The sequence below is a fragment of the Paenibacillus sp. FSL H8-0332 genome (assembly GCF_037963835.1).
GTDB lineage: Bacteria > Bacillota > Bacilli > Paenibacillales > Paenibacillaceae > Paenibacillus_AQ > Paenibacillus_AQ rhizoplanae.
Genome location: NZ_CP150145.1, coordinates 4,435,489 through 4,460,925 on the forward strand (window position 1 = coordinate 4,435,489; position 25,437 = coordinate 4,460,925).

Genomic DNA, 25,437 nt, shown 5'->3' on the forward strand with positions numbered 1-25,437 from the left:
CGGATCTTACATCCAGGCCGCGATGTCTTTATGATACTGTGCCAGCTCATCCGGAGCGAAGAAATTGGCGATCTCACGTGCTGCACTGTCCGGTGAATCCGATCCGTGGATCAGATTAAGCGGAGTATGGCTGGCATAATCCCCGCGGATGGTGCCCGGCAGGGCCTCACCGACTTTGGTCTTGCCGATCAGGAGCCTGGATAATGCGATGACATCATCGCCTTCCCATACCATGGCGAACACAGGACCGGAGGTAATGAAGCTTACCAGCTCCGGGAAAAAATCCTTGCCGTCATGCTCTGCATAATGCTTCTTGGCCTGCTCCTCTGTAACGGTAATCAGCTTGGCAGCCACCAGCTTGAACCCCTTGTCTTCCAGGCGGGCGACGATGCGTCCGATTAATCCGCGCTGTACACCATCCGGTTTGATCATCAGATACGTTTGTTCCATAGAGTCACTCTCCAATTTCCCTTATTCTAAATGAATGGCTGTTTATGGTCTGATATTATCAGAAACCCCGGCATCTGTGAACGTAAATTTACAGGTGAGTTCTTATATTTTCAATAAGCCCGGCCTGTCACGAAAAAGGCGATATCGCGCAAATTGCGCTTAGTCCGGTTGCTTGGCAGCTGATCCAGCGCTTCGAGCGCCTTGGCAATATAACAGGAAGCCAGCTCCTCCGCACGGGAAATCCCGTCGCCGGAGAGAATCAGATCAATAGCCCGGCCGACCCCGCTGTTCCCTTCACGAATCGCTTCAAGCTCTTCCAGCAGGCGGCTGCGGAGCCTGTCATCTTGCAGAGTGTAGATAACAGGCAGTGTAATATTCCCCTGCCGCATATCGCTTCCAGGCGGCTTGCCAATTTGCTTCTCCGTTCCGGAGAGATCGAGCAGATCATCACGGATTTGAAACGCCATTCCAACGTTATATCCGTAATTATAGAGGAGCCTGGCGGTTCCCGGCTCCGCATCTGCAGCCAGAGCGCCAAGCTGACAGCTGACGGCAATCAGCAGCGCTGTCTTGCGGCGGATTCTCCGCAGGTAATGGCGCACGCTCTGTCCGCTGTTGAAGAAGTCGCGGATCTGCTCCATCTCTCCGATGGACATCTCAACCATGGCTTTGGAGAGAATCTGATGAATCAGGGGATTTTTCAGCCCTGAAGTCATCACCAGGGCCTTCGCATAAATATAGTCGCCGGTGTACATGGCGATCTTGTCGCCCCATTTTGCCTTAACGGTAGGCTCACCCCGCCGGAGCTCCGCATCGTCAATGACATCATCATGAACCAGTGAGGCGCTGTGAATCAGCTCCAGCGGAATAGCGACGCGCTTCAGCTTATCGAGGTCATAAGTGCCGAATTTGCCGCCCATCAGGACGAATACCGGCCGAAGGCGCTTGCCCCCTGCCCTCAGCAGGTGCAGCGAGGTTTCGCTCAGCAGATCATCGTCTCCCTGGACACTGCGGTACAGCTCTTTCTCAATCTGATCCATATCTTTGTTCAGCAAGCCGAATATTTGCAGTCGCTTCATTCTTTCACCCGTGTCAGCAGATTGTGGCTCCAAATCTCCATCTTCACTTCCTGCGGCAGCAGGCCCAATTCATAGGCATAGCGGAAATAGAGGTTCAGACCTTCTTGCTGCCTTTCCCCAAAGTCATAACACAAATTACGGAAGTAATCATTCCAATAGGAGGCCATGCCCCCGATCGTGCGGCAGGCTTCATGAATTACCGGTCCCAGCTCATTCAGGCCGCGTCTCTTGCTCCGCTCGAAGGCTTCGGCGATCTCGGCAATAGCCTCCGGACTCCGGGCTGCAGCCTTACGGTTAACCGCCCATACGGCAAAGGTCATACAGTGGCCGGTCCATTCCTTCCACAGCTCGCCCAGATCCGTCACTTCATATCCCTGATCCTGCCAGGAAGCGCGGATGGCATGATCACCGATCAAGAGGCCGGCATCAGCCTGCTGCATCATAGCATTCAGATCGGGCTCGGCGCTGATGTACTCCGGGCTGGCTCCCAAGGCCTTATGCATCAGGATCTTCAGCAGATTAACCGAGGTAGCCGAGGTGTTCGTCACCGCGATCGTTCCGCTGCCAATATGCTGTAACGGCTTTTTGGAGAAAAGCAATATCGACCCCACCGGACCGTCCGCACTGACGGACAGACCAGGCAGCAGCAGCAGCCGGTCGCTGGCTGCGGCGTAAGCGAAGGAGGATAAGGCCCCTACATGAATATCTCCCGCTGCCATGCCCTGATTAAGGACAGCAGGCACTTCACTCACCATTTCAGCAGGAAAGCTTAAAGAAGAAGGATGGAAATGATGATAGACCGGCCATGAATTGGTATAGCTGATTTTGCCGATGACGGTGTGTTCTAGGTCTGTCACCCTTCATTCCCCCCATCTGCGAAATAAAGTATGCTCAATCCCGAAGCTGTCGAGCACCTTCCCCACCATGAAATTGATCAGATCATCCATAGTTGCAGGGCCGTAATAGAACGCCGGCATTGCCGGAATCAGCTTGACGCCCATCCGCGACAGCTTCAGCATATTCTCCAGGTGAATCGCATGCAGCGGTGTCTCCCGTGGCACCAGAACGAGCGGACGGCCTTCCTTCAGCATGACATCCGCAGCCCGCGTCAGCAGATTGTCCGAGCTGCCATGTGCTACAGCAGACAGTGTTCCCATCGAGCAAGGCATAATAATCATCCCCTCTGTCCGGAAGGAACCGCTGGCAATCGAAGCGCCGATATCCTGCACCGGGTGATACAGAAGAGAACCGGGATAGCTGCCGAACTGCTCGTTCAGGAATCCCTCCCGGTCTGATACGGCATAGCCCAGTTCCTCCTTGAAGACACGCCAGCCCGCATTACTTACAACCAGATGTACCGTGTAACCAAAGGAGAGAAGGGTCTCTGTCAGCCGGATGCCGTAGATCGCCCCGCTCGCGCCGGTAATGCCAACCACGAAGTTCTTAGGCTTAAGTTCGGTCATTTGTAGAACTGCACCACCAGGTCAATCAGAGTAAAGGAAAAGACAACAATGCTCAGCACACCGTTCATGGTGAAGAATGCAGTCTGCAGCTTGCTTAGATCACCCGGAGACACAATGTAGTGCTCATAGAACAGTATAATGTAGGCAAGCACCATGCCGGCTACATACCACCAGCTCAGCTCCGTGATGAACACCAGGGAGATGAAGCCGAGGGCGGTCAGCAGATGGAAGACCTTGGCAATCCCCAACGCACGGGCTACCCCGAAGCGCACCGGAATGGAATACAGCCCTTCCTTGCGGTCGAAGTCCACATCCTGGCAGGAGTAGATGATATCAAAGCCCGCTGTCCAGAATACGATCGTGAAATAGAAGATCATAGCAGTCAAGTCCACCGTTCCTGTAACCGCAACCCAGCCGCCGAGAGGGGCAAGGGCAATCGTAAGCCCTAGAATCAGGTGGCAGGCCCAGGTGAAGCGCTTGGTGAAGGAATAGAAGACCAGCAGAAAAACAGCAATCGGCAGCAGCTTCGCTGACAGCGGATTAAGCTTGAAGGCTGCCCAGAACAGCAAAAAGAACGAGAACGCAATGAACAGCGATACCTCTCCAACCTTCAGTAATCCAGCCGGAATGGCTCTTCCCGCTGTCCGGGGATTCTTCGCATCACTGATCCGGTCGATCAGCCGGTTAAGCCCCATGGCCGCGCTGCGTGCGCCGAACATAGCAACAACTACCCATCCGATCTGGCTCCAGGAGGGCAGTTCCCCAAACATAACTACTGAACCAAGCAAAGCACCCATAAATGCAAAGGGCAACGCAAAAACCGTGTGCTCGAATTTAATCATTTGTAGAAAAATTCCGATTTTCTTAAACATTACAGTTCTCCTTGAGCCCAAGATGTAACGCTGCGATGCCACCGTTCAAGGGGAACGATTCCACTTTTATAAGTCCGGTATCCCGGAAAATCTCTTCCAATTGCATCCTGTCCGGGAAGAGGGCCAGTGATTCTGGAAGCCATTTGTATTGCTCATAACGCTTGGCGAACAACCTGCCTAGCAGAGGAAGCACACGCTGGAAATAAAAATAATAAATACCTTTGAACGGCTGCTTCATCGGCTTCGACAGCTCCAGACATACCACCATTCCGCCCGGCTTCACCACGCGTTTCATCTCATTTAACACCTGAACGGGATCAGGCACATTACGGAGTCCAAAACCAATCGTCGCGTAATCGAAGGAATTGTCGCCGAACGGCAGCTCCATCGCATTGCCCTGAATCAGGGAGATACGGTCCTGCAGTCCGCGCGCCTCCACCTTGCGCCGTCCCACCTCCAGCATACCTGCGCTGAAGTCCAGCCCCATGACATTCCCGGACTCACTCGCGTCAGCGAGAGCAATACTCCAGTCGCAGGTACCGCAGCAGAGGTCCACTGCCGAGTCCCCGCGTTTCATGCCCATCTTGCGCATGGTGAACTTGCGCCAGGCCTTATGGCGGCGGAAGCTCAGAATATCATTCATCAGATCGTACTTGCCGGCAATGCTCTCAAATACCGAATGGACAAATTGCTCCTTCGGCTTCTCGCCTTGCTCACCTATTACGGTAGCTTTATCAACTGTCATTCTCTAACCCTCCACGGCAGCTTGTCCGGAAATTTTCATTTGCAGAAGCAGGCGGTCCAGTGCTGCTCTGAGCTGACCAGCCAGTTCCTCGTCCCTGATGCCCTGCAGTAACGCCTGAATGGACGCAAGTGAAGCATGCAGCTTGTCCGTCAGCAGCGTATCGCATTTGCACCTCAGCTTCAGCTTCTGCCAGTCCTTAGGGTCCAGGGTCTGGCCCTTAAGCTGCTGACGCTCCTCTTCGGTTGCCGCTTCCAGCACCTTCCAGTAAGCATAGCCCTCCAGCGCACTTGTTGGCGCTGCTCCCCGGCGCAATTCCTGGGCTGCAGTCTCACACTGGCTGAATTCTGCGAGCAGCTTCTGCCAGATGTCTCTTAACGGTTCTTCAATCATCGGTGTAAAAGAAAGGAACAGCCGCATATTGAGCTGTACCGTGTGCTTCAAGTATTGGTCGGCCGGGACAAGTCTTCCGCTCATCTTGCCGAAAAGATTGGCCTTCATCACATTGAAATCAGCGATAGCCGCGCTTAATGTGCCCAGCATTTCGATCTGTCCGTGCCTCGCGAGCAGATGGTAGAACCAGCTGCTGAAATAGTCACCGGCCAGAACCTTCAGCTGGCGGGTGCGCATAATATCGCCCCCGGGCTCTTCATGATTCCGGTCGATGCTCTCATGGGTATCCAGTCCAAGCTGGACGAGTCCGGTCACCAGGGTAAACAGCTCTCCCTGCTGGAAGTCCGCCTCCCGGCCTCTGCCGAGAAAAATATATAACAAATGACCCCGCCCGTCTGAGAACGGCGGCAGTTCCGTATGCCGCTGAATCATATCGTAGTCGGTGTAAGGTTTAGCCAGTTGCGGTATGCGGTACGGTTTCATTTTAGCCTCCGAAGCCATTGACGTTTGTCAAACTCTTTGCTCACAATCTTGTCTATTATATCACATGTTTTTTTGTCACGCACGGGTGAAGCCCTCTAGTTTCATTTACCCGGTTCAGGGATAAATGAACTGCTTTTTCCACAGCTCGCTTTCGCTAATGCGGAAGCCGTTCTTCAGCGAATCGGGAAGAGGGGAATTGCCTGCGTTCTGCAGCGCCTCCTGCAGGAGGGGCGTCCACTCACTCCGGCGGATATCCCCGGCAAGCAGCAGACGGCGGGTATCCAGCCATTGATCCTCAGCGACCACCCTCAGCAGCAGCTGGTCCACATTCGCAGTCTCCTGAATGGCGAACCCGATAGCCAGAGCCATGTTACGGTACAGCTCCTGCGGTTCGTGAACATCACCGTTCACCTTGAGATCCAGAGACAATACCCCATTCTCCCAGCCTGCCTTGTCAATCATCAGACTGAGCGGAATCTCACTTAGCGCATCTACCAGATTGTCATTCTCCAGGACCAGGCCGCCAGGGCCGATAGTCTGTACTGCGTTATAATTGCTCTGGGCAGTTAGAACGTTGCCGGCCAATTGCGGCAGCAGCAGGGTAGTAGCTGCACTGAGCAGCATCGCCGTTCCGATTAGCCAGCTCCGGTTCATGACAAGCCCCCTTACTCATAATTTCCGCTGCTCTGCAGGAATATACAGCACCGCAGAGCGGCCCATACCTAGTTATATTTTGAAAAAAAGCAGGCTATGCCTGCTTTTCAGCTTTCACTCTCTAATTGTCCGTGTTTGCTCCAGATTTCAGCCTTGCCGCGGATTTTCATTGCTGAGGTGTGATCGGTGAATTGGGCAATGAGCACCTCGCCTTTGTCCAGCTTCTCCGTATGGTGAAACCGTGTGTCCAGCCCTCTGGTCAGCCCGATGACCTGGACACCGTTCTCCTTGGCCTTGACTATGATATAGTCGCTGCCGGACGGTGCAGGATTCACATCATTCTTCTTCTCAGTCATTGTAATCCTCCTCAAAGTTTGTGAGCCTCTCTCAAAAACAAATGCCGCCTTGGAAGGCGGCATCGTTGTTATTCAAGGACTATGGGGCAGATATGTAGAAATCTTTATTTGATTCCGTCTTTCAGCGCTTTACCGGGTTTGAATGCCGGTACTTTGCTTGAAGGAATTTCGATTTCTTCACCAGTCTGCGGGTTGCGGCCTTTACGTGCGGAACGTTCGCGCACTTCAAAGTTTCCGAAGCCAACCAGCTGGACTTTATCGCCGCTTTGCAGTGCACCTGTGATCGCTTCAAAAACGGCATCTACCGCTTTCGTAGCATCTTTCTTGGGAAGTTCAGTTGCTTCTGTAACTACGTTGATCAAATCTGATTTATTCATGTCTTCTCACCTCCCTGATTAAAAGTTCCGGTATCATACACTCTTTCCGTTTCAACGTAAAATATACGTGATAATCCCGTTTATTACTAGATACTGGCACCTCTCTTCTAGAAGCGCAACAAACTTATAGTAATACAGCCCACCCATAATTTCAAGGCGTTCCTCAAAAAAGGAGCAGAAAGTATCATGTTTGCCTTCCTTCCGCTGCATCCGTGCAGTCTATTACTACCAATTATTCCGTAAATGCGGAGGCTTTCCAGGGAGAATCCCCCTTTTCCACTCTAGCAGCGAAAGGGCCCGGAAATCGCAAAAGAGCGGGATAAGCTCCCGCTCCAAAGATCACGCTTATTTCAGTTAGAGGATGATGGCGATCAGGCCGCCCGAGCCCTCGTTGATAATCCGGCCCAGCGTTTCCTGCAGCTTATAACGGGCGTTATCCGGCATCATCGCAATCTTGCCCTGAATACCCTCACGGACTATGGAATGCAGGGACCGGCCGAAGATATCCGATTCCCAGATCTTGATCGGGTCATTCTCAAAATCCTGCATCAGGTAACGAACCAGCTCTTCACTCTGCTTCTCCGTACCGATGATCGGCGAGAACTCCGACTCGACATCCACACGGATCATATGGATTGACGGTGCCGTTGCCTTCAGCCGGACTCCGAAGCGGGAGCCTTGGCGGATCAGCTCAGGCTCATCCAGCGCCATCTCGGCCAGAGAAGGTGCGGCAATGCCATACCCCGTGGTTTTGACCATCTCCAGCGCTTCCGAGAAGCGGTCATATTCGCGCTTGGCATGGGAGAAGTCCTGCATCAGCTGGAGCAGGTGATCCTTGCCGCGAATCTCAACACCGACTACCTCCATCAGCACCTGATCATACAGCTCTTCAGGAGCGTAGAGATCAATCTCAGCTACTCCCTGGCCCATGTTCATGCCACTGAGGCCTGCCCTGTCAATGAAATCATATTCTGTAAACTGGGAGACCAGGCGGTCCACATCACGCAGACGGCGGATATCCTTCACGGTATCGCGGACAGAATTCTCATAGCTGCTGCGCAGCCAGTGATTCTCGCCCAGCACCATCACCCAGCTTGGCAGGTTAACATTGACCTCATGTACAGGGAATTCATACAGGACTTCACGCAGCACACCGGTCACATCGTCCTCGGTCATATTCGCAGCGCTGAGCGTCATCACCGGAATATCGTATTTGAGGGCAAGCTCACTGCGGAGCTGCTGGACTTCCTCACTGCGCGGCCGGGTAGAGTTGATGACCAGCACGAACGGCTTGCCGACCTCCTTCAGCTCTGCGATAACACGTTCTTCGGAATCGACATACGAGCTCCGCGGAATCTCGGCAATCGTACCGTCGGTAGTTACTACTACACCCAGAGTAGAGTGCTCCTGAATGACCTTGCGTGTCCCGATTTCAGCCGCTTCCTGGAATGGAATCGGTTCCTCGAACCAAGGAGTCGAGATCATGCGCGGACCATTTTCATCCTCATACCCTTTTGCGCCTTCCACTGCATAGCCTACACAATCGACCAGCCGGACATTGACCTCCAGGCCTTCGGCCACCTTAATCTGCACCGCATTGTTGGGTACGAATTTAGGCTCGGTAGTCATAATAGTTTTGCCTGCCGCACTTTGCGGCAACTCATCGACCGCTCTTACCCGGTCTGCTTCACTTGTGATGTTCGGCAGAACAATCGTTTCCATGAAGCGCTTGATGAATGTCGATTTCCCCGTGCGAACCGCGCCGACGACGCCAAGATAAATGTCTCCGCCGGTACGCTCGGCAATGTCCTTGAAAATATCCACTTTTTCCAAAAGAGATCCCCTCCTCATATTACTCCGAAGAAAAAATGCCTGAAGAGCATCGACTTCGCGTTCCGCCGGCAAACTGACCCTTGCAGGACAACCACCGGACTAAGCTTTGCCCGCCCGAAGCCTAGCTTAATTGCCTGAGGCGAAGCAAGGTTGCCCCGCGCTAAACTCCGAATGCTCGGACATGCATTTGGACTAGTATCATCATATGTATCCGTAACGGATTTATGACCAGCGTCCTCGCATTTTGCAGCTGAAATTTCGTATATCCTATCTAGCTCACCAACGCGTCAAGACGCCCGCAAGTCTTCTCATCAAGTCTATGAGGGCGGCCTTCGGCCTAGAACTACTATTCTTACTGCGCTTCCCAGCAAAAAAAACAGCAATTCTCCCGTTTTCGAAGAACTGCTGCCCTAGATTACAATAGTGTATTGCTAGTCTTGCGGAGCCTGCGGGACCGGTTGGCCCTGGGCCCACAGATAAGGGAGTGACTTGACGGGGACATAGTACGAGGCCTGCTCAAGCTCCAGACGCAGGTCACGGTCTGCCGCAGGCACACTGCCGTTCTTATCGATTGCTGAAGCAATATCCGCGCTGTAATCTACATAGACTGTCCCGCTGCGATCCATCAGGAACCCGAGTGGCTGACCCGAATATACACTGCTTAGCTTGATCGTCCCGGTTCCTGCCCGTTTGGCGTCGATGGACGCAAGACCGGGATACAGCTCCTCCCCTGCCGGAAGCTTCCCGCCGTGCCCAGACTTGTAGAGATTCACCTTACGCTGGATATCGTTAACCTTCTGCACAGTCACCAGGTCCATCAATTTGACCTGAGGGTCCGTCTCCTCATTCAGCACCAGGAAATGGGCGCTGCCGCCCTTCTCGAACGCTGCCGCCGGGATTTCATCCAAGTACCCTTCCTGCTGCAGCTTATTCAGATCAATCACGAATTTCTCGTATCTGGGCGTGGTCTGATCGCTGGTCAAGATCGGCAGCAGCCCCTTCTGCTCCTGATAATCATCTACCGCCGCCTGCACCCGCTTCACACTCTCGCGGTATCCGCTGCCGGGCTGCTGTTGCTCCCCGGGATACATGCAGCCGCCTAGAGACATGACCAGCAAGACAAGTAAAGGCAGCAGCAGCGCCGACCTTTTCCGTCTCTGCCTGAGCTTCACCAGATGCATGGAGTCCATTCGCGGGGCTCCTCTCTGTTGTCTTATAGGTGCATACACACCGGGAGTGACCGTCACCATAAATCCTCCGCTTCGCCACGGCGCGCCGCTTCCAGTCTGCGGCGTACAGCAGCCTTCAGCGGGTCCTCGGGAATATGCACACGGACATCGCCCCATACGGCGGCCTGACAGGCCAGACGGACGCCTTCATCCAGCAGGCTGCCAAGCTTGCGCTTCTCTGCCTCTGCAGGAGGCCTAAGTGCTCCGGCATCTGCACTCTCCACGGATACTTTGCACATCATACATCCCGCCTTGCCCCCGCAGCGGGTCGGCAGCTTAATTCCGGCTTTACGCACAGCCTCCAGCAGCGAGACGCCATGCTTGACGGAGGCGCTGCAGTTGTCCGGAAGGAAAGTGACCGTTAGTTGCGATTTAGCATTCATCATACAGTCTCCTTCCTTGGATTCAGGTTAAATACGTATAGATTCGGATATTCCAAGCAGCTCGTCCAATCTCGTCTGCAGATCAGCTTCCAGCTGGTTCTCCTGAATGAGCTGCTCCAGAAGCGGCAGATGGACGGCTACATTCTGCTTGATCAGCTCCGCGATGGCCAGGCAGCGATCCTCCCTGCACCGCAGCAGATTGAAGATCAGCTCATGGACAAGCGGCATCAGGGCCAGCCGGCCGATCCCTTCGTAAATGCATTTCGGCGCATGGGGCTGCAGCAGACCGATATCCACTGTATATTGCCCGGAGCCGCTGCCGATTCTGAATCCGCCCACCAGCTCAACCTTCACCTCCCCGATGAAGTAGAGTCCGCGCAGGGAGTAACAGCCTCCGCTATCATCCTCTTCCGGCGCGCTGACTGTGTACCTCAGCAGTGCTTGATGAAGCCGCTGGGTATCCTCCAGATTACAATAAAGGTCAATATCGCGCGGAGCAGCACTCAGCCGAACCCCATGCAGCAGCAATCCGCAGCTCCCCCCCAGCAGCCATACCGGCGGCTTGCCCGGCCCGATACAATCTAGCTCTTCTGCTATGCTGCCAAGTGCACTCTCAAGCACATAGGGTATCCCTGAACCGGCCATCGATCAACACACGCCCCATTCCTGTAAAATCAATTAACGATTCTGTCAGAAATACGTCTGCCTTAGTCTAATGTAAATGCTTACATAATTGAAGCGGCCCCGCCCAAAACTCCAAGCAGCAGGATAACAAAGGCAATAATCGATAGTACAGCTCTAAGCAGGCCCTTCGTCTTGCTGCGTGCAAAAGTAATTAAAAAAACGGATAAGCCCATAATCAGTACCGCAATCAGGGACAGCCACATTTTTGTCATCGGGTCCATCGGTCATGCGCCTCCATTTCACTTTTCCCGGATTGCGACTATTATAGCGTGAATCCCGACATTTTTTAAGTATTAATTTACAGTTCAGCCCCAGCGAATGGTAAAATAACCCCACAAATATAAATTCTTATCTTTTAAAAAAAGGCATAAACCGCGGAATCAAGTTGCATTCCGGAGTCTATACCCAGTCTGAAAAGGGGCCATCCGCAAGGGATGGCCTTACTTAACGAATATGCTATTTTTTCAGCATCATTTTCATTAAGGACTCCATCGTACCGGAACCGGCGCCGCCTTTTTTAACAGCATTGACGATCTCCTGTACGGTAGTCTCGCTGACAGGCACTTTAGCCATCGCTGACACCTGCTTAATTAACTGGCGGAGCTGGGCTTCATTCTGCGTAGTGCCCGGCTTAACCGTACCGGCCAGCTTTTTGATGGCACCTTCCGAAATGTTTTTGCCCGTCTTCTTGTTGATGGCGTTCAAAGCATCCTTGGAAAAATCTTTGCTCACTGTTCATCCCTCCTCCGTCAATCCCCATTAACAACATATGAGATATTCCGGCAAAAGGTGAACGTGATCAGGAATGCCACTGCTCCCAGGTCTCCTGGGAAATGGCCTCCATCTCTGTCTTGCGGTCACGGCCCATCAGAGCTTCCACCGCATTACGCGGTGTTCTGCCCTTGAACAGCACATGATAGATCTGGTCGGTAATCGGCATCTGCACACCCAGCTTCAGCGAGATCGCATAAGCAACCTCCGTCGTCCGGATGCCTTCAACAACCATGCCCATCGAGTCCAGCACCTCATTCAGAGGCTGACCTTGACCCAGCATGGAGCCGGCGCGCCAGTTGCGGCTGTGCTGGCTTGTTGCCGTTACGACCAGGTCACCAAGTCCGGCAAGGCCGGAGAAGGTTAAGGGATTTGCACCCATCTCTACCCCGACCCGGGAGATCTCGGCCAGGCCGCGGGTAAGCAGCGCCGCCTTCGCGTTGTCCCCGAAGCCAAGTCCATCGGATAGTCCCGCACCCAGCGCGATTATATTCTTCAGTGCACCAGCCAGCTCTACCCCTAGCTGATCCCTGTTCGTATACACACGGAAGTCGTTGTTAATGAACAGCCCCTGCGCCGCCTTGGCACGACTCTCATCCGGCGAAGCCACGACGACCGTGGTCGGACAGAGCCGTACCACCTCCTCGGCATGGCTCGGCCCGGAGAGCACAACAATATCGCCTTCACCGCAGCCCAGCTCTTCCGAGATCACTGTGGACATCCGCTTCATGGTCTCGGTCTCGAAGCCCTTCGTGGCGTGAATACAGAGCATATCTTCCTTCCAGAACGGCTTAAGGCTATGTGCCACCTGGCGCATTCCGGAAGAAGGCGCCACAATGACTACCGCCTTCGAACCGGAGACGGCAGTCTCCATGTCCGTGGTGGCAATAATATTTCCAGGGAGCTTAATCCCCGGCAGGAAATGATGATTCGTATGTGCTTCATTGATCTCGGCAGCCTGCTCAGGCTTTCGCGTCCACAGATAAACCTCCGAGTGGTTAGCCGCCAGCACAGTAGCCAGCGCAGTTCCCCAACTGCCCGCGACCAGCACGGTTACTTTATCAGACAACGCGATTCCCCTCCTTGGCTTTGGAGCCGATTTTGTTCTCACGGCCCTGCGAGATCTTCACGATATTGCTGCGGTGACGCCAGAAGGCGAACACCACGATGATCAGACTTCCCCATAACTCTGGAGTCGTATGCACCGTGAACAACAGAAACACTGGAGTCAGAGCCACAAAAATCAGTGAGCCCAGCGAGACATAGCGGGTAAGAACAATAGCGAGAATAGCAACCGCACCGGCAATCAGCGCAGGCCAAAATACAAGCGTTGCCATCACGCCAATCGTTGTTGCAATCCCTTTGCCCCCGCGAAAGTGAAAATAGACCGGCCAGTTATGCCCGATGATGGCAGCGAGACCGCAGACCACGGCGACCCAGCTTCCCCATCCCCCGGCCCATGTGCCAAGCCAGACTGCGGCAATTCCCTTCAGTACGTCCAGAAACAGCACCAGTATGGCCGGTCCCTTCCCCATCACACGCAGCGTATTGGTCGCTCCCGCATTGCCGCTTCCATATTGGCGGATATCAATCCCCTTAAGCAGCCGGGCGAGCAATACACTGAAGCTGATGGAGCCAAGCAGATAGCTTATAACGATAACCAGAAGTTCAAACGCCACTACTCTTCTCCCCTAACCTTCGTTCTCGGATTTACGCCGTGTAAAGAGGCGAATCGGTGTCCCCTCGAAATTGAACGCTGCGCGCAGCTTGTTCTCCAGATAACGTTCGTAGGAGAAGTGCATCAGCGAAGGATCATTGACGAATACCACGATGGTCGGCGGCTTCGTTGCCACCTGGGTGACATAGTTAATGCGCAGACGACGGCCTTTGTCCGTAGGCGGAGGATTAATCGCCACAGCATCCGATACCACATCATTCACCAGGTGGGTCGTAATCCGCAGGGCGTGCTGTTGAGCCACATGCTGTACAACAGGCAGCAGCTTCTGCAGACGCTGTTTCGTAAGCGCAGACAGGAATACCACCGGAGCATAGCTCATGAACAGGAAGTGATCACGGATGTTGCGTTCGAAGTTCTGCATCGTTTTGTCATCTTTCTCAATCGCATCCCATTTGTTGACGACAAAAACCGAAGCCTTGCCAGCATCATGGGCATACCCGGCAATGTGCTTGTCCTGGTCGATGATGCCTTCTTCGCCGTTGATTACAACCAGTACAACATCAGCGCGCTCAATCGCCTTCATGGCTCTCATTACACTATATTTTTCCGTGTTCTCATAGACCTTGCCGCGTTTGCGCATACCCGCTGTATCGATCAGCACATAGCGCTGGCCATCCCGTTCAAACGGGGTATCGATCGCATCACGTGTAGTACCCGCAACATCGCTGACAATGACACGCTCTTCGCCTAGAATAGCATTCACCAGCGAGGATTTACCTACATTGGGACGACCGATCAAGGCCACACGGATCACATCTTCATCATATTCCTCATCTACCTTGTCCGGAAGACGTTCAACGACCGCATCCAGCAGATCTCCGATTCCGGTTCCGTGGCTTCCTGAAATTCCGATCGGGTCACCAATTCCAAGGGTGTAAAATTCATAAATATCTTCGGTGCGCTTCATATTATCCACTTTATTGATAGCCAGAACGATCGGCTTGCCGGAGCGGAATAGAATCTGCGCGACTTCCTCATCCGAACTCGTGAGTCCGCTCTTCGCTTCGCACATGAAGACGATCACATCCGCTTCCTCAATCGCCAGCTCCGCCTGAACGCGGATCGACTTCAGAATTGCGTCTTCCCCGTCAATCTCAATCCCGCCAGTATCAATGACACTGAAAGATTTGCCGTTCCAGTCGGAGACTCCATATATCCGGTCACGTGTAATCCCCGGTTTATCTTCTACGATGGCCAGTCTATCGCCAATCAGCCGGTTAAAGATCGTCGACTTTCCGACGTTAGGCCTGCCGACAATGGCCACTACGGGTCTTGCCATATTCATTCCTCCTGTCTTCCTTACGTTACTCATCATAGCAAAAAACAATACAATTGGCTAACCGTCTTATTGCTGCCTTACCGCTCTCGTGTACGCCTTGGAAAAGACAATCGGCGAACCCTCTGATCGAGGGCTCGCCGATTACTTTACCCGTTATGATGAGATAACAAAGGGATTAGTTGTTACCCTTGAATTTGTCGAGCTTGTCGCCGAAACGTTCAGCCAGTGTGAAGCTGAGGCCTTCGTTGCTGAGCGATACGTTAGGATTGTTCAGCACTTCCTTAGGCGCTCTGTCTCTGCTGTTGCTGCGTTCTGGTCTGGCCGAAGGAGCCGGAGCTTCTTCAGTTTCCTTGATGCTCAGGCTGACGCGCTTCTCGGATGGGTTGAAGTCAAGCACTTTCACTTGTACTTCCTGTCCTTCTTTGAGCACTTCATGCGGAGTACCAATGTGCTTATGGGAGATCTGGGAGATATGCACAAGGCCTTCAACGCCTGGCAGCAATTCAACGAATGCGCCGAAGTTTACAAGGCGTTTAACTTCGCCTGTAACCACATCGCCGATGTTGATCTTACCCGCTGCGGAATCCCAAGGACCTGGGGCAGCTGCTTTGATGCTGAGGCTGATTTTACCCTTCTCAGGATCAACCTTAAGTACTTTAACGCGAACCTTGTCGCCTTCGGATACTACATCGGATGGCTTCTCCACGTGGTTCCAAGCGATCTCGGATACGTGAACCAGTCCGTCTACGCCGCCAACATCAACGAATGCGCCGAATTGGGTCAGGCGTTGAACTGTACCTTCGATGATTTGACCTTCGGACAGCTCGGCCATAATCTTCTGCTTGTTCGCTTCGAATTCTTCCTCCAGAACTTCTTTGGCGGAGAGAATTACCTTGCTGTTCTCACGGTCAAGCTCTTTCACTTTGACACGCAGAGTGCGGCCTTTGTAATCGCTGAAATCTTCAACGAAGTGACGCTCAACCATGGAAGCCGGGATGAAGCCGCGCGCGCCAACATCAGCCACGAGACCGCCTTTGACAACGTCAGCAACAGTAACTTCAAAGGATTCCTGGGAAGCGAAATACTTCTCCAGATCTTCCCATGATTTCTCGCTGTCGATTGCACGCTTGGAAAGCACCAGGCTCTCCTTGTTGTCGTTGATGCTGACAACCTTGCATTCCACTTCCTGGCCAACTTCTACCGCTGCTGCGGCATTGTCCAGCTGTACGGAAGACAATTCGCGAATAGGAATTACGCCGTCGTATTTATATCCAATGCTTACATAAGCTTGGTTATCTTCGATTTTGACGATTGTTCCTTTCACGGTATCGCCTTTTTTCAGAGAAATGATTTCCAGACCTTCCTGGCTTGTCACTTCTTCTTCATTGCTGGCAACTGCTTCTGCAGACTCAGTTACAGCGGATTCCACAGCTTCTGCCCCTTCTACGGTCTCGTTATTCTCAACGTTATCCGCAGCTTCTTGATTCTTGATTTCTTCAGACATGTGATTACCCTCCTCGATTCAAAACCCCATTTATTTAAACCCGCGTAGAGCAGAGTTCAAAACAATCATTCATTGCTTCAGTTAAACATTTCACTTTGTAGATTAGTATGTTCCAAAAAATAGCGGTTATGCTGTAATTTATAAGCTATTCCCGGAACAACAGACTTAACTCCCGGTCTTACCGCGAACTGGGCTTGCCGGTGCTGATCATTTCATGGATGCGCCCCATAATTACATCGGTTACAGCTTCCAGAGAATCACTTCCCGCACCTTCAAAGGCACTAAGGTCTATGGGTGCCCCATATACAACAGTCATCCGGCGAAACGGCTTGTAGGACCCGATAATGGCTGCCGGTACAACGGCTGCGCCGCTGCGGAGCGCGAAGCTTGCCGCCCCCTTCTTGGCTGAACCGGAATCGGAGTTCCGCGTTCCTTCCGGAAAGATACCCATCATATGTCCGCTGCGAAGCGTATTGAGGGACGTCTTAATGGATTCTTTGCTTACGCCGCCACGTTTGACAGGAAATGCGCCCAATTGCTTAATGAGCCAGCCCAGCACAGGAACGTTGAACAATTCCGCCTTGGCCATATATCTTACCTGTCGTTTCAGCTTAATGCCGATCGTCATAGGATCAAGCAGGCTGATGTGATTCGCGCAGAGCAGGACTCCACCCTCCTTCGGCACATTCTCACTTCCCACAATCTTGAGCGGGAACAGTATGGCATAAATCATACGAAGCAGGGCAACGCAAAATGCATAAATCATAAATAATTTCTCTCCCCGTTAACATAGGTTCTGCAGTGGGAGACGATGGCTTCCACGGCCTGAAGGATATCCATATGCGTCGTATCCAGAAGAATAGCATCTTCGGCACGGCACAGCGGTGAAATCTCCCGGCCTTCATCAAGCCGGTCCCGCGCTGCAATATCCTGTTCAAGCTGCTGGAGAGTCACTGTTTCCGTATCCTTCAGTTCCTTATAACGACGGAGAGCACGCTCCTCCACACTTGCCGTCATGAAAATCTTCACTTCGGCATCCGGCAGTACGGTTGTACCGATATCCCGGCCGTCCATTACGACTCCCTTGCGGAGCGCCATCTGACGCTGCAATTGACTCAGCTTGGATCTTACACCCTCAATCTTCGAATACTGCGACACCTGGCCGCTGACCTGAAGACTGCGGATATGCGGGGTCATGTCTTCCCCATTAATCAGCACCTTCTGCACATCTTTCTCCGGCAGAAGCTCAATCGCCATATCATGGACTTTCCGGCCCACCAGCTCATGTTCTTCCGCAGCTATGCCTTCACGAAGCATATACCAGGTGATTGCCCGGTACATGGCACCCGTGTCCACATAAATGTAAGACAGCTCCCGTGCTACCAATCGGGCTACAGTGCTCTTGCCTGCCCCGGCAGGTCCGTCAATGGCGACGTTAATTCGGTCGTTAGTATGTGTATCCTGCCTGTCCAACGGGGCATTCCTCCTCAAACACTCTTCCACAAAAATATGCCTATCGACATATCTCTCTAGGAACTTGCTCATATTCTCAAGAAAAAAGCAGGCATTGCCTGCGACTTATAAAATTATACCACAGTTTGAACCCCAGTGCAAAATGACATTGAGGTTTTTTAGGGAGAAAAAAGCTGATTTAGGGCCACTTTAAAAATTTCTGCGCAGGGAATCAGCGGTTGCGGAAATCGAATTGGCGTTCAAAGCAGTACCGGATAATTTTTTGCCGTTCCGCATCGGAAATGGCAGAGAATTTAACCATGACCAGATTCCGCCCGGTCTCCAGCGGTTTGATCCGTACAATTTCGCCTTCGAAATTAACATGCTCCGTGCTTCCGTTACGGTAGGAAACGAGCAGCCAGCAGGCCAGCTTGTCGGCCACCTCCAAAGTGATTTTGGCATCGCTGAGAAATGACGTTCCGCCGCCGCCGATATCCTCGGTACGCACCAGGAACCGGCTGCCCAGGGCATCCTTAACGGCCAGCTCCAGCTCGGCATTGACGCGGAAGAAACTGCGGCGCTGCATTTTGAAGATGGATTCTACCGCAGGCTTCCGCAGCCGGACCATCCGGATAACCTCTTCCTTGAATCCGAGCACGTGAGTATTGAAGTAATTCTTGATGCCGCCCTCTGTGAGAAAATAGACCGACAGCTCGTCACCGACGAACAGCTTCTTAAGCCGCCCGTTGCTCTCATGCATAGGAATTTCTATCAGGAAGCTCTCGTCCTCCATATCAGCAATCCTTGCCCGGTACTGGATCTCAGACTCAGCCGCATCGCTGGATGCCACCTGGAGGTATAGATACTCATTGATTTTGGGATACAAACCTGTCACCGCCGCTTGAGTTAGTAATAAATGCTAAACCGATTATAGCATGCCCTTTCATAGCCGGTCAGAAATATTATTAGGCATGGAACCGTCCCCGTTACCCCCAGCGTGAAGCCTATCTATATTTCATTGCAAAAAAAAGACGCCTCCCGCTTCCGGAAATGCGTCTTCTCTATATAGCCGTATAGCCGTGCTTAGGCCGCCCCGGCGAATCCCGGCTATTTGTCCTGCGCTCCCGAGGAGGTGCGGATCTGTTCCACCGCTTCCTCATTGCCGTCTGCGGCATTCAGATAAATTCTGAACTGCGAGCCGTTGATTTTGCCGCCGAATTCATAAGTCAGCAGTTCCACAGCATCCTCATTCTCGATCCAGGCGAGCCTGTTATACAGCTCCTTGAACTCGGGGTTAAGCATCGCCCTGGCTTCAGCCAGAGACAGCTGCGGCTTAGGCAGCTCGCGCTTCTCCTTATGCTCATGAACATAGTCGCTGGCCTGGAACCCTGTAGCTTCACCGGTGTCCAGCCCGACGCGAACCGTCAATTTCTCGGGATAGATCAGCACGCCGTCCTGGCTGCTGACGAAGGTCAGATTGCCCAGGTTGTCATAACGATCCGCACTGACTGCGGTCATGCCGGGATATCCCTTCTTCTCCAGAAACTTGCCCGCCTTCTCCACCGCCTGCTTCATGGATACTTTGGCCGGCCCTACCTCACGGTTGTCGTTGTATGAGATCAACAGTCCGCCTTCCGCCGTGAAATCCATCGAGACCGGCTCCTTATGATCCGCGGAAGTCACATTGGCTGTGTAAGAAGCCCACTCGGTCCCCTTCCCGTTCTCCTGAATCTTCACTTGTGCCTTCCCGCCCAGTCCGGCGAATTTCAACGCCTTGGCCTTGATTTGCTCTCCGGTAACCGGCTTGCCGCCCAGCTTCTTCACCGACCGCTTGGCATAGATGCTTGCAACCGAGGGGCCATAGTCCAGCTCCGGATAAGCCGCCACGCGTTTGTCTACTGTTTTGAACCCGTCGATGATTGTGTTGTCTTCGGCCTTCTGCTCTGTAGCCAGCGCAGTCTCCACATCCATCCAGCGCAGCTTCTTGCCGATGACCTTGTCCTGAACCGTCTGCAGGTCCTTGGAGATTTCAGCCGAATTCTCGTAGAGCGTCTTCAGATTCGCCATCTCGCCCTCTGTCAACGGCTTCTTCGTGAAGTCACGTACCGCAGCCTTGTAGGAGAAATTAGCGATCTTGGAGAGGAACTCCTCCGTCTCACTGAACGGCAGCAGCGTCAGCGGCAGCTGGTTAATCTCGTTCTGCGCCTCGCTGGTAATCCGCCATACATTGACCAGTCCCTTGCGGTGCCTTCCGTTAGAGGTAGTGTTCACCGCAAGCGTATTTCCCAGTTCCCCGTGAAGCCGCTCCACATGAAAGGACAGATCATGGAACGCGCGCTGATACTGGTTCTCCGCCTTGATCAGAATCGAATTCTTCTCCTGATTCTCCTGATATCCCCAGACTAGCGCTCCGAGCAGCAAGAGTGCGGTAAGCGGGAACATTATGGCACTTAATCTTTTGTACATAGGTCCGCATAGCTCCTTTCAGTAGCTTATTGCCGTTAGTTTGACAATAACTGAGAAGTCTTATGCACTTTTTCAAGAATCCGGTCTTCAGGCCCGTTCCTCAATCTCAAAGCCGCTTACACAGCTGCACAGACATTGCTTGAAACCGGTCTGCACAACCCCCTGCTCCTTGTTCCCTCTTAATATGTAGGTTTCACCGCACTGCTTGCAGACAATCCGAACTTTTACTCGCAAAAAAAGACACCTCTCTCCTTCCTGGAATTCCTAGCCTTAAGGAACTGCCCTGTAGGATTAAGTGTGTCCATCTCGATTATAGGTTAACCTCTTCCTCACGCTTCAAAAAGCGAAACGGGGAACGGCTGTTGGCCCGCGCTACCTTCCCCATGCCTCCGTACCATAAAACAGCCATCAGGGGTACGATAAACCAGATCCAGTAGTTAGCTGTCGTGGCGAGCAGAAAATCATAAATTCCATGCCACAGCCAAGGCAGGAGCAATGAGATCAGCAGAATCTTGCGGGTCTTGACCCCGCCGGAGAACTTGGCTCTGCCCATATGGTAGCCCATAATTACGCCGAACATGGCATGTCCGGAGACCGGGAGCAGCGCCCTTAGGATCATGGTGCCGATTGAAGCATTGCTGTACCACGCATACATTACATTCTCTATCGTTGCGAAGCCGAGCGAGATCGCTACGGCATATAGTATTCCATCATAGGGCTCGTCAAATTCGGTATGATTGTAAATCATATGGTACAGCACAAACCACTTCAGGGCTTCTTCCACACCCGCTGAGATCAAAAAGGAATCCACATAGGGACCGCCGTCCAGCCCCAGCACAAGCCCCCTCTGGATAATCATCACCGGCAGCACGATCATCATGCCCAGCAAAAACACCTTCAGCACCATGAGAAGCGGCTCCTGGTCGTACTTGTCTTTCAGATAGAAAAAAGTCAGCAGCGCAAGTCCCGGTGCTACTGCTGACGTAATGACCGATAACAAAAGCACCGATTAGCCTCCCTTGCGCTTAACCTAATGTCTGCTGAAGCCCGTAAAGGCCGGACCGGCGCCTTCCCGTCTATCCCTTATTCCTGGCGTTTAAAATGATTGCACAGGGTCTGAATGGCATTCTCTGCCATAACCGTCTTGCCGTATTCGGCCAAAACAGCCTGAGTCACCGGAGATGAATCTCCGAATTCTGCAAGCACGCCTACCAGTCCTGACAGTGCGGCCTCTTCAAATTCCTTCGGATCGAAGTAGAGATACCATTTATCATTATAAGAATACAGTTGTCCTTGAGAAGTAATATTGCCGATGAGCACATGAGCCGCTTCCACCAGAACCTCGAAATCGCGGAATGCATACACAATGGAGTCGCTTTGTTCAAGCGTAACTTCCATTTCGTAAATCTCTTCAGGCAATTCATCTTCCCCGGCCCCACCGTACTGATGGTGATCATATTTCCCCCGGGTCACTATAACGACCATGCCTTGCGCGGGCAATGCGAACACTTCCACGGCAAGCGGACCTGTGGCGTCAAAACCTAATTCGCTGTACGCCTGATCCATCATTTCCGTAAAGAGGTCGTGCACCTTGGGAACCTCCTGCCACATATCTTCCTTCTGGATGCCCCGCTCGCTCAGGTCGTCAAAAGTGAGGAAAATCCGTATCTTATCTTGACTTAATCGCTCTATTCTCATGACAGGATCCTCCTTTGCAAGCTCATTTAATATTAATGTATGATGAGTCCCGAGTAATGAGCCAAAAATGGTTACTATGTAAGTATGTTATCATTTCGAAGCTACAAATGCACGTAAATAAATATAGATTTAGCCCATTTTGCTGCCCATTATATGTAAAGCCATATTAAAAAAGAACCACTTCAGCGATGCCAGCACCGCCAAAATGATTCTGCAATGGCCTGATCCGGTTACAAACCCGGTATGGCTGTATGAGTATCCTTGAGAATCTGCTCCACTTCATGCTTCACATCAGGGTTGCTGCGGATGAAATCCTTCAGCATGTTCAAATTTGATTCTTTGGACTTTAACAGGGAATCCTCTTTGTGATTGTCCCCGCCGGATGCATGAGAGCCAGAGTGGTCATGGCCGCTGCCCGCTGCCGTGCTGCCGAAGCCGGTCATGGCCATCCCCATAATTTTGTCCTTGGCTTTGTCACCCGCATTGTAGGAAGAACCGTTCGAGTGCAGCAACGCAGACATCATGGCGCTGCGTTTTTTGGACATAATCATACTGGCGGCTGCACCAATCAGCACCCCGCACAGAAATGACGAAGTATTCATATCTCCAACCTCCTTGTATGGTAAAATCATGCTTAGTGTTCGCGGAAAGGTAGCCGCTCATACAGCCAAACAACAAGAAAGCGAGATGAAAAAAGTGGGTAAAGCAACAATAACGCTGCTCCTGGCGGCTTGTCTGCTGTCAGCTTGCAGTAACAGCGGGAATACAGGCAGCCCGGCAGCGGAGAAGACGCCGCAGCCTGCGGCAACCCAGCCGGCTGCGGCAGCAACGGCAACAGCGGAGTCGATCGCATCGCCTGCACCTGATACGACAACATCACCGGAGGCCACTCCTGCCGCATCAAGCGGGACGGACAGTCCCGCAGCGCAGCCGACACCTGCGGCCAGCGATGCGGAGGTGCCGCTGCTGTACCATATGAACAAGAATTATGACATTGTCCCGAATGATCCGGCGACGAACAAGAAGGTAGTCCTGCTGACCTTCGATGACGGACCGAAGGAAGCGGATTTAATCAATCCGCTGATGGATACGCTGGACAAGCACAAGGCCAAGGCGATCTTCTTCGTCAACGGTTACCGGGTAAAGGAGCATCCCGAGCTGCTGGAGCTGATTCACAAACGGGGCGGCGTGCTCGGCAACCATAGCTGGGATCACATTGTGCTGAAGGATAAGCCGGAAGCCGAAGTCAAGAAGCAGATTGAAGATGTTCAAAAGATCGTCAAGGAAATTACCGGCGAGACCCCTCACTTCTTCCGCCCGCCGCATGGTGCCGGCGGTGACGTAGGCAAAAAAATTGCCGCTGCAAACGGCATGCTCTATATGACTTGGTCCAATGGCTCCCTCGACTGGGAAATGAAAGCCAAGGATACGGACAAGACCAGCAAGCTAATCAGCAATGTGACCGATCAGCTGCATTCCGGTAGCAATATCCTGATGCATGAGCTGCCTTGGACGGTAGAGGCGCTTGACACTCTGCTTACTACGCTTGAGGGCAAGGGCTACAGCTTTGTAGATCCGCGCAGCATTGAGCTGAAGATGCGCTAAGCTCTGAATTCGTCCATCGAACAAGCAAAAACGGCTGCCCCGCAAATGAGGGCAGCCGTTTTTTGTCGTGTTAAGTATCCCTCACATTATTCCCTAAGAACCGGAGCCCTGCTGTCCGCAGCGCAGGGTCAGCACATGCATCTCGGCCGGACTGCGCCAGCGCAGCGGCAGATGTGCCGTGCCGAACCCCCGGCTGATCAGCATCTTCAGCGGCGGGAGAGCCGCGCCATAGCTCCGGGGAATCTCATACATCCCCGCATTATACCTGCGGTAGAACTCGTCGGCATGCCGGTTCCCGATCAAAGGCAGTACAACCTGGCCTCCATGAGTATGCCCGGCCAGAATCAGGTCAGCAGGCACCTCATGCTGCCGGGACAGCCAGAGCGGATCATGCACGAGGATGATCCGGAAGGCTTCCGCATCCGCTTCAGCCACAGCAGGCAGAGGCCCGTAGGCCTTCTTGCCGCCTTGCCTCGGGAAATCCACCCCGGTCAGAATAAACTTCGCACCGTCCCGCTCAATGATGCAGTTCTCATCCACCAGAAGCCTGGCTCCGCTTCCCCGGATGATGTTATCCACAAGACTGATATTCGCCCGGTAATCATGATTGCCGTGAACGGCATACACAGGCGCAATGGAGGCGGCCAGTGTCATATTCTCCAGCAGGCGTTCTATGGAAGCGGCCTTCTCCGTCATATCACCGCCCAGGAAGACAGCGTCCACCTTCCCCCGCAGCGGGGTCAGCATCTCCTCCGGCAGACGGCGGCGGTGAATATCCGTAATGAGCAGTATCCGGTAGCCGTCGAACACGGCAGGTAGCCGCTCCAGTAAAATATCCTGATGATTCAACCGTTTTTTGAAGGCAGCAGCAACCATCAGGAGACCCATGATCCCTGCTCCCCCAAGACATACACCAAGTAGAATAAGCAGCACCGTCAACTCCATAGGCTCCCCAGATCCGGTGCCCCGTTAATTCCCCACCACAGGAGGAAGCCCAGCAGCATCAGAAATAAAACAATCAGCGAATTGATGAACATTTTACTGAACCGGATTCGTTCTGACGGATAGCTCTCTGCACGCGATGGAGTCTGTTCCCCTTCCTGCTGTGCCGCCTCACGCTCCGGCTTTCTGGAGGCACGGCGCCCCGACAAGCGCTCTTTTCTGGACAGGGTCCCTGCTACCGGTACCGGACTTCCCGCACGCTCTTCTGCTGCCCCGGAAGCAGGCTGACGCTTGTCTGCTCTGGCCGGAGGCTGTTGTTCTATCTTCTGCTGTTTCTGGCGGGATCTTACCCGGCTTAATTGTTCTGTCATGACACCCTCCTGTAACGAATAACCATACCGGAGAACAAATCTATAAGGAAATGGCACAATATAGGTGCCCACAGACTGCCCGAATGGATATAGATAAGCCCAAGACCGTAGCTGCTGAGGAAGACCCAGCCTGTAGGAATCCAGTGCCGCAGATAACGGACATGAATAACAGCGAACAGTATACTCGTCCAATACGGTCCAAGGGAATGCTGGATCGCTCCACGGAACAACAGCTCCTCACACACCGCAACCACTGCCGAAATAACAACGATATGCCACAAGGGCCGTTTGCCGAACAGCAGCTCATTAATCCCCCCGTCATCCATGCTGTCTTCAGGAACAATATGGGTCAGCAGGAAATCAACAACCAGCATAATGACTGCGAGGCCAAGGCCCCAATACACGAAATGTACACTATCCGGAAAATTTAATATGTGAATAGGATTTCTTTTCTGTAATAATATCCATATCAAACCGATAAACAAGGTAAGGCCCTGAGTAATATACAGATTAATGAGTAACAGCTTGTCTGTTAACTGCTGTGGATCGGCCTTTTTAATTTTGATGTCACCCAATTTGAATTTTTTCATTATAACCTGCCTGTTCTATAAAT

General features: G+C 52.7%; 31 protein-coding genes. 1 reads left to right on the forward strand and 30 read right to left on the reverse strand.

What is annotated here, in order from left to right; translation table 11 throughout:
* Positions 1-6: 6 nt before the first annotated feature.
* The 27 genes from ndk to NST43_RS19320 form a co-directional block, all read right to left on the reverse strand.
* Positions 7-450, reverse strand: a complete 444-nt coding sequence (gene ndk / locus NST43_RS19190) for a nucleoside-diphosphate kinase (protein WP_036727303.1) — start codon at positions 448-450, stop codon at positions 7-9.
* A 110-nt stretch (positions 451-560) separates the two neighbouring features.
* The gene (locus tag NST43_RS19195) at positions 561-1,529 is read right to left on the reverse strand and encodes a polyprenyl synthetase family protein (RefSeq protein WP_339218748.1); all 969 of its coding nucleotides are present in this window, start codon (positions 1,527-1,529) and stop codon (positions 561-563) included.
* The gene (locus NST43_RS19200; protein ID WP_339218750.1) at positions 1,526-2,386 is read right to left on the reverse strand and encodes a menaquinone biosynthesis protein; all 861 of its coding nucleotides are present in this window, start codon (positions 2,384-2,386) and stop codon (positions 1,526-1,528) included. The genes NST43_RS19195 and NST43_RS19200 overlap by 4 nt, the downstream gene beginning before the upstream one ends.
* Positions 2,387-2,389: 3 nt before the next feature.
* On the reverse strand, positions 2,390-2,992 hold the full coding sequence (locus NST43_RS19205; RefSeq protein ID WP_339218752.1) for a flavin prenyltransferase UbiX: 603 nt from the start codon (positions 2,990-2,992) through the stop codon (positions 2,390-2,392).
* The gene (locus tag NST43_RS19210; RefSeq protein ID WP_209993914.1) at positions 2,989-3,864 is read right to left on the reverse strand and encodes a UbiA-like polyprenyltransferase; all 876 of its coding nucleotides are present in this window, start codon (positions 3,862-3,864) and stop codon (positions 2,989-2,991) included. Before NST43_RS19210 ends, NST43_RS19205 begins: the two co-directional genes overlap by 4 nt.
* The gene (locus NST43_RS19215) at positions 3,857-4,609 is read right to left on the reverse strand and encodes a demethylmenaquinone methyltransferase (RefSeq protein WP_339218754.1); all 753 of its coding nucleotides are present in this window, start codon (positions 4,607-4,609) and stop codon (positions 3,857-3,859) included. Before NST43_RS19215 ends, NST43_RS19210 begins: the two co-directional genes overlap by 8 nt.
* A 3-nt stretch (positions 4,610-4,612) precedes the next feature.
* The gene (locus NST43_RS19220; RefSeq protein WP_339218756.1) at positions 4,613-5,482 is read right to left on the reverse strand and encodes a heptaprenyl diphosphate synthase component 1; all 870 of its coding nucleotides are present in this window, start codon (positions 5,480-5,482) and stop codon (positions 4,613-4,615) included.
* A gap of 114 nt (positions 5,483-5,596) precedes the next feature.
* Entirely contained in the window at positions 5,597-6,136 is a 540-nt protein-coding gene (locus NST43_RS19225) for a hypothetical protein (RefSeq protein WP_339218758.1), read from the reverse strand.
* Between the two features lie 107 nt (positions 6,137-6,243).
* Complete coding sequence (gene mtrB / locus NST43_RS19230; RefSeq protein ID WP_209993918.1) at positions 6,244-6,492, reverse strand: trp RNA-binding attenuation protein MtrB; 249 nt, start codon at positions 6,490-6,492, stop codon at positions 6,244-6,246.
* 104 nt (positions 6,493-6,596) lie between these two features.
* Positions 6,597-6,869 carry an HU family DNA-binding protein gene (locus tag NST43_RS19235; RefSeq protein WP_019909963.1) on the reverse strand — a complete coding sequence of 91 codons (273 nt, stop codon included), beginning with the start codon at positions 6,867-6,869 and terminating at the stop codon, positions 6,597-6,599.
* A 354-nt stretch (positions 6,870-7,223) separates the two neighbouring features.
* On the reverse strand, positions 7,224-8,702 hold the full coding sequence (spoIVA, locus tag NST43_RS19240; protein ID WP_036727319.1) for a stage IV sporulation protein A: 1,479 nt from the start codon (positions 8,700-8,702) through the stop codon (positions 7,224-7,226).
* A 431-nt stretch (positions 8,703-9,133) separates the two neighbouring features.
* Positions 9,134-9,892 carry a DUF3939 domain-containing protein gene (locus NST43_RS19245; RefSeq protein ID WP_209993920.1) on the reverse strand — a complete coding sequence of 253 codons (759 nt, stop codon included), beginning with the start codon at positions 9,890-9,892 and terminating at the stop codon, positions 9,134-9,136.
* 53 nt (positions 9,893-9,945) lie between these two features.
* Positions 9,946-10,317, reverse strand: a complete 372-nt coding sequence (locus NST43_RS19250; protein WP_339218764.1) for a 2Fe-2S iron-sulfur cluster-binding protein — start codon at positions 10,315-10,317, stop codon at positions 9,946-9,948.
* A 24-nt stretch (positions 10,318-10,341) separates the two neighbouring features.
* Positions 10,342-10,935 carry a hypothetical protein gene (locus NST43_RS19255; protein WP_339218766.1) on the reverse strand — a complete coding sequence of 198 codons (594 nt, stop codon included), beginning with the start codon at positions 10,933-10,935 and terminating at the stop codon, positions 10,342-10,344.
* Between the two features lie 104 nt (positions 10,936-11,039).
* Positions 11,040-11,219: a DUF2768 family protein gene (locus tag NST43_RS19260; protein ID WP_209993922.1), complete on the reverse strand. Its 180-nt coding sequence runs from the start codon at positions 11,217-11,219 to the stop codon at positions 11,040-11,042.
* 235 nt (positions 11,220-11,454) lie between these two features.
* Positions 11,455-11,730, reverse strand: coding sequence for a stage VI sporulation protein F (locus tag NST43_RS19265; protein WP_209993923.1), 276 nt, complete (start codon positions 11,728-11,730; stop codon positions 11,455-11,457).
* A gap of 67 nt (positions 11,731-11,797) precedes the next feature.
* Positions 11,798-12,838: an NAD(P)H-dependent glycerol-3-phosphate dehydrogenase gene (locus tag NST43_RS19270; protein WP_339218769.1), complete on the reverse strand. Its 1,041-nt coding sequence runs from the start codon at positions 12,836-12,838 to the stop codon at positions 11,798-11,800.
* On the reverse strand, positions 12,831-13,448 hold the full coding sequence (gene plsY / locus NST43_RS19275; RefSeq protein WP_209993925.1) for a glycerol-3-phosphate 1-O-acyltransferase PlsY: 618 nt from the start codon (positions 13,446-13,448) through the stop codon (positions 12,831-12,833). Before plsY ends, NST43_RS19270 begins: the two co-directional genes overlap by 8 nt.
* Positions 13,449-13,460: 12 nt before the next feature.
* On the reverse strand, positions 13,461-14,786 hold the full coding sequence (gene der / locus NST43_RS19280) for a ribosome biogenesis GTPase Der (RefSeq protein ID WP_036698150.1): 1,326 nt from the start codon (positions 14,784-14,786) through the stop codon (positions 13,461-13,463).
* A gap of 175 nt (positions 14,787-14,961) precedes the next feature.
* A complete protein-coding gene (gene rpsA / locus NST43_RS19285; RefSeq protein WP_209993926.1) occupies positions 14,962-16,290 on the reverse strand; it encodes a 30S ribosomal protein S1 in 1,329 nt (442 codons plus the stop codon).
* A 178-nt stretch (positions 16,291-16,468) separates the two neighbouring features.
* Positions 16,469-17,056 (reverse strand): lysophospholipid acyltransferase family protein, encoded by a 588-nt coding sequence (locus NST43_RS19290; protein WP_209993927.1) that lies wholly within the window; start codon positions 17,054-17,056, stop codon positions 16,469-16,471.
* Positions 17,053-17,763, reverse strand: a complete 711-nt coding sequence (gene cmk, locus NST43_RS19295; RefSeq protein WP_339218773.1) for a (d)CMP kinase — start codon at positions 17,761-17,763, stop codon at positions 17,053-17,055. Before cmk ends, NST43_RS19290 begins: the two co-directional genes overlap by 4 nt.
* Before the next feature lie 211 nt (positions 17,764-17,974).
* Positions 17,975-18,628 (reverse strand): flagellar brake domain-containing protein, encoded by a 654-nt coding sequence (locus NST43_RS19300; protein WP_339225472.1) that lies wholly within the window; start codon positions 18,626-18,628, stop codon positions 17,975-17,977.
* A gap of 221 nt (positions 18,629-18,849) precedes the next feature.
* Complete coding sequence (gene ypeB / locus NST43_RS19305; RefSeq protein ID WP_339218775.1) at positions 18,850-20,208, reverse strand: germination protein YpeB; 1,359 nt, start codon at positions 20,206-20,208, stop codon at positions 18,850-18,852.
* A 310-nt stretch (positions 20,209-20,518) separates the two neighbouring features.
* Positions 20,519-21,214 (reverse strand): glutamic-type intramembrane protease PrsW, encoded by a 696-nt coding sequence (prsW, locus tag NST43_RS19310; RefSeq protein WP_209993931.1) that lies wholly within the window; start codon positions 21,212-21,214, stop codon positions 20,519-20,521.
* Between the two features lie 77 nt (positions 21,215-21,291).
* The gene (locus NST43_RS19315; RefSeq protein ID WP_036698160.1) at positions 21,292-21,906 is read right to left on the reverse strand and encodes a genetic competence negative regulator; all 615 of its coding nucleotides are present in this window, start codon (positions 21,904-21,906) and stop codon (positions 21,292-21,294) included.
* A 230-nt stretch (positions 21,907-22,136) separates the two neighbouring features.
* Complete coding sequence (locus NST43_RS19320) at positions 22,137-22,508, reverse strand: hypothetical protein (protein WP_339218777.1); 372 nt, start codon at positions 22,506-22,508, stop codon at positions 22,137-22,139.
* Between the two features lie 85 nt (positions 22,509-22,593).
* Between NST43_RS19320 and NST43_RS19325 the strand changes: the two genes are divergently transcribed.
* A complete protein-coding gene (locus tag NST43_RS19325) occupies positions 22,594-23,511 on the forward strand; it encodes a polysaccharide deacetylase family protein (RefSeq protein ID WP_339218779.1) in 918 nt (305 codons plus the stop codon).
* Positions 23,512-23,604: 93 nt separating this feature from the next.
* Here the strand turns inward: NST43_RS19325 and NST43_RS19330 are convergent, their stop codons facing one another.
* From NST43_RS19330 to NST43_RS19340, 3 genes are read right to left on the reverse strand one after another with little or no spacing between them, the layout of a single operon-like run.
* Positions 23,605-24,444, reverse strand: coding sequence for a metallophosphoesterase family protein (locus NST43_RS19330; RefSeq protein ID WP_339225473.1), 840 nt, complete (start codon positions 24,442-24,444; stop codon positions 23,605-23,607).
* 2 nt (positions 24,445-24,446) lie between these two features.
* Complete coding sequence (locus NST43_RS19335; RefSeq protein ID WP_339218780.1) at positions 24,447-24,824, reverse strand: hypothetical protein; 378 nt, start codon at positions 24,822-24,824, stop codon at positions 24,447-24,449.
* Positions 24,821-25,414 carry a CPBP family intramembrane glutamic endopeptidase gene (locus tag NST43_RS19340; protein WP_209993935.1) on the reverse strand — a complete coding sequence of 198 codons (594 nt, stop codon included), beginning with the start codon at positions 25,412-25,414 and terminating at the stop codon, positions 24,821-24,823. The genes NST43_RS19335 and NST43_RS19340 overlap by 4 nt, the downstream gene beginning before the upstream one ends.
* Positions 25,415-25,437: the final 23 nt, after the last annotated feature.